Source organism: Mesorhizobium sp. (assembly GCF_024509055.1).
Classification (GTDB): Bacteria; Pseudomonadota; Alphaproteobacteria; order Rhizobiales; family Rhizobiaceae; genus Mesorhizobium.
Window position 1 is genome coordinate 1 of sequence record NZ_JANINM010000127.1, and the last position, 4,428, is coordinate 4,428.

Annotated in this window: 1 protein-coding gene and 2 pseudogenes; all 3 read left to right on the top strand. The window is 64.6% G+C overall.

Translation table 11 applies throughout. The annotated features are described in order from the left end of the window. A pseudogene (locus Q0L57_RS06895) lies at positions 1 to 407 on the top strand (urocanate hydratase); the annotation flags it as partial. Positions 408 to 411: 4 nt separating this feature from the next. Beyond that, positions 412 to 996, top strand: coding sequence for a HutD family protein (locus Q0L57_RS06900; protein WP_296739928.1), 585 nt, complete (start codon positions 412 to 414; stop codon positions 994 to 996). A gap of 272 nt (positions 997 to 1,268) precedes the next feature. Further along, positions 1,269 to 4,428 (top strand): annotated as a pseudogene (locus tag Q0L57_RS06905) (protein ndvB); the annotation flags it as partial.

Here is a 4,428-nt window from a genome sequence, read left to right on the forward strand (position 1 = left end):
TCGCCTTCAACGAGATGGTGGCGAAGGGCGAGCTCAAGGCGCCTGTCGTCATCGGCCGTGATCACCTGGATTCTGGCTCGGTCGCCTCGCCGAATCGCGAGACCGAGGCAATGAAGGACGGTTCCGACGCCGTTTCGGACTGGCCGCTGCTCAACGCGCTGCTCAACACCGCGTCCGGCGCCACCTGGGTGTCGCTGCATCATGGCGGCGGCGTCGGCATGGGCTTCTCCCAGCATGCCGGCATGGTGATCGTCGCCGACGGCACCGCCGACGCCGCGAGGCGGCTGGAGCGCGTGTTGTGGAACGACCCGGCGACCGGCGTCATGCGCCATGCCGATGCCGGCTACGACATCGCCATCGAATGCGCCAGGGAACACCAGCTCAACCTTCCGGGCATCCTGGGCTGAACCGATGCGCATCCTTCGTGCCGCCGACTACAAAGTCATGCCGTGGAAGAATGGCGGCGGCACGACGACCGAGATCGCCGTCTCGCCGGAAGGCGCGGGGCTCGACGCCTTCGACTGGCGCATCTCCATGGCCCGCGTCGAGACGAGCGGTCCTTTCTCCAGCTTTGCCGGCATCGACCGAACGTTGTCGGTGCTGGAAGGCGAGGGCATCGTGCTCGATATCGCCGGCCGGTCGCCTTCGCGGCTGACGGCGTCTTCGGCGCCGCTTTCCTTTCCGGGCGACGTGCCGACCAGCGCAACGCTGATCGGCGGCCCCATCACCGATCTCAACGTCATGACGCGTCGAGGCCGCACGGATCATGCAGTCGAGCGCCTCTCGGTTTCGGGCGAGATGCAGGTTCAATCAGCTGCCGATACGACGCTTGTTTTCGCAGTCGCCGGCTTTACGATCGTCACGGACGGTGGTTCGGACCTCGGACCGCTCGATACAGTCGTCCTCGACCGGAAAAGCCCGAATTTGCGGCTTCGGTCCAAAGGACAGGGCCTAGTGTTCGTCATCAGACTCAACAACACAGCCGCCAACCATTAACGGCTGTTGCCAAACATGATCGGGGCATCGGCGAAATATCGCCAGCCCACTTGCATGTATCACGAAAAAGCCTGAATCCTTGCCCTGATCGAACCAGGGGGCGGGAAGCGAGGGGCGCTCGCCCTGACATTGTCGAAAGGGCACGCCCCTGTCGTGGTGCGCAAACGAACTTTCGGCCGAACTTGTGATGCAACCAATTGCAATTCAATCGGTTTTAGGGCCATTGCCGTGGCGGTGACGCCGCATCCGCGCCCCGCCTTACGGAATTCTCAATGAACATTCAGACGAACCCAGCCAAGATCGAACATACGAGCGCCAGCTTCCCGACAGTAACGGAAGCACCGATACGCTCCAATTTCCTGCCTGAAGACCGGCTGCGTTCGCTGGGAGCGGCACTCGCCACGGGCGAGGTGAAGGAATTGTTCGGCCTGATGCCGTTCGAATTCCAGGCCCGCATCCGCGACAGCGCTAAGAAAATCCTTGAGGTCTACCGCTCGACCAATGCCGCCCAGGCTAAGGGCGAAACGATCACGCCCGCCGCGCAATGGCTGCTCGACAACAACTATCTGGTCGAGGAGACGATCTTCCAGGTCAAGCGCGACCTGCCGAGCCGCTTCTACAAGCAGTTGCCGACGCTGACGCTTGCCGATGGCACGGTGCTGCCGCGCGCCTTCGTCGTTGCCTGGAGTTATGTCGAGCACTCCGACAGCTCGGTCTCGGCCAACATGTTCAAGGCGATCGTGGAGGGCTTCCAGTCCGTCGAGCCGATGCGGATCGGCGAGCTCTGGGCGCTGCCTTCGCTGCTGCGTTTCGTGCTGATCGAAAACCTTCGCCGCATCGCCGTGCGCGTCGAGCGCACCAGACAGATGCGCCACATCGCCAACGAGGTCGCCGACCGGGTGCTGGCGACCGACGACAATGCGGACCGCACCAGGATACTGTCCAACTACGGCGCGCATGCGCAGGACACCACCTTCGCCACCCAGCTGCTCTACCGCCTGCGCGACGGTTCTCAGAACGCCGGCCGGGCGCTGGAATGGCTGGAGGGCGAGCTGGAAAAGACCGGCTCGGACGCCGAGGAGATCATCATCTCCGAGCACCAGACGCTGTCCAGCGGCAACGTCACCACCGGCAACATCATCCGCGGCCTGCGTCTCATCAACGACGTCGACTGGACGGTCTGGTTCGAGGGCGTCAGCCGCATCGACACGCTGCTGCGCGAGAAGACCGATTTCGCCGCGCTCGACTTCTTCTCGCGCGATCAGTACCGCACCGCGATCGAGCAGCTGGCGCGCCGCTCCGACCTTTCCGAATACCGCGTCGCCGAAAAGGCGATCGAGCTTGCCGGCCATATGCCCGGGGTCCTGGATGCGTCTGGGGTGCCCGAAACCGCCGATCCGGCGGTGCATACCGATGTTGGCTTCTTCCTGGTCGGGCCGCGCCGGCCGGAGCTGGAAAAGGCGATCGGCTACCGGGCTCCCATCAATGTGACCTTCAAGCGGGCCTTCGCCGCCACCGGCTGGCTGGGTATCGTGGTGCCGGTCTTCCTGCTGACGGCGCTGCTGCTCGTCCTGTCGGGCAGGGCGCTCGCCAATCTCGGCCTCTCCGTTGAGGCGATCACGGTGATGCTGGCGCTGTTCGCCGTGCCGGCGAGCGAAGGCGCATTGGCTTTCTTCAACACGGTCGTGGCGCTCTTCCTGAAGCCGACGAGGCTGGTCGGCTACGACTACAAGCACGGCATTCCGGCTGAGGCGCGCACGCTGGTCGTGGTGCCGTCGTTGATAGGCTCGCGCGACGATGTCGAGGAGAACATCCGCAATATCGAGGTGCACCACCTCGCCAACACCGCGGACGAGATCCATTTCGCGCTGCTATCCGACTGGCCGGATTCCAAGACCGAGATCGACACCGCCGACATCGAGATCCTGCAATATGCGCGTGACGAGATCGCCAGGCTCAACGCCCGCTATCCGTCAGAAGGCTCGCCGCGCTTCTACCTGCTTCATCGCCGCCGGCTCTACAACCAGGCGCAGGGCTGCTGGATGGGCTGGGAGCGCAAGCGCGGCAAGCTGCATGAGCTGAACCTGCTTCTGCGCGGCGACAGCGACACCACCTTCCTGCCTCTCGACGTGCCGTTGCCGGAAAAGGTCGTGTATGTGATGACGCTCGACGCCGATACGCGCACCACGCGCGACGCCGTCTCGTCGCTGGTCGGCAAGCTTGCCCATCCGCTGAACCGGCCGCATTTCGACCCGGTCAAGCACGTGGTCACGGCCGGCTACACGATCCTGCAGCCGCGCATCACCGCCTCGCTCACCAGCGGCGACGACGCCTCGTTCTTCCAGCGCGTCTTCTCGGCCAATCGCGGCCTCGATCCTTACGTCTTCGCCGTTTCCGACGTCTACCAGGACGTCTTCGGCGACGGCTCCTTCACCGGCAAGGGGCTCTACCATGTCGACGCCTTCGAGGCGGCGCTGAAGAACCGCATCGAGGAAAACACCATCCTCAGCCACGACTTGCTCGAAGGCGCCCTGGCGCGCGCGGCGCTGGTCACCGACGTGGAGCTGGTCGAGGACTATCCGACCCGCTACTCGGTCGATGCATCGCGCCACCATCGCTGGGCCCGCGGCGACTGGCAGTTGCTGGGCTTCATCTTCGATCCGCGCTCCGGCGTGCCGGCGCTGTCGCGCTGGAAGATGGTCGACAACCTGCGCCGCTCGCTGACCCCGATCTTCTGGGTCATGGCCTGTGTCGCCGGCTGGACGCTGCTGCCCTTCACGCAGGCGGCCCAGTGGCAGGCGCTTTTGATCCTCAGCCTGTTCATGGCGCCCACCTTCGATATCGTGAACGGCATCCTGCCCAAGAGCGGCGACCAGACGCCGCGCGGCCACTTCTCGGCCCTGGCCCGCGACACCGTCTTCGGCACGGCCCTCGTGGCGCTGAAGGTGTTGCTGATGGCGCATCTCGCTTGGATGATGGGCGACGCCATCGTGCGAACGATCTACAGGCTCTCCGTCAGCCGCCAGAACCTGCTGGAATGGCGCACCGCTTCACAGGCGGCCAAGAACAGCGGCAGCGATCTCGGCGCCTATTACGGCATGATGTATGGCGCGGTGATCATCGGCGTCGTCGGCCTTGCCATTCCGGTGCTGGCCGATTCCACCGGCGCCTTCGTCGCCTTCTTCTTCGCAATCTTCTGGATCGCTTCGCCTGCCGTCGCCTGCTGGATCAGCCGCTCCGCCGAGACCGAGGACAGGCTGCGCATCTCGAGCGCCGACATCCATGCGTTGCGCACTTACGCGCGCCGCACCTGGCATTATTTCGAGACCTTCGTCACCGCCGAGCACCACAGCCTGCCGCCCGACAATTTCCAGGAGAGCCCGGCGCCGGTGGTGGCGCCGCGCACTTCGCCGACCAATATCGGCGTCTATC

What these genes read in the sequence shown, in the direction of transcription:
- Q0L57_RS06900 (WP_296739928.1), top strand. Translation starts at nt 412, where the DNA reads ATGCGCATCCTTCGTGCCGCCGACTACAAAGTCATGCCGTGGAAGAAT.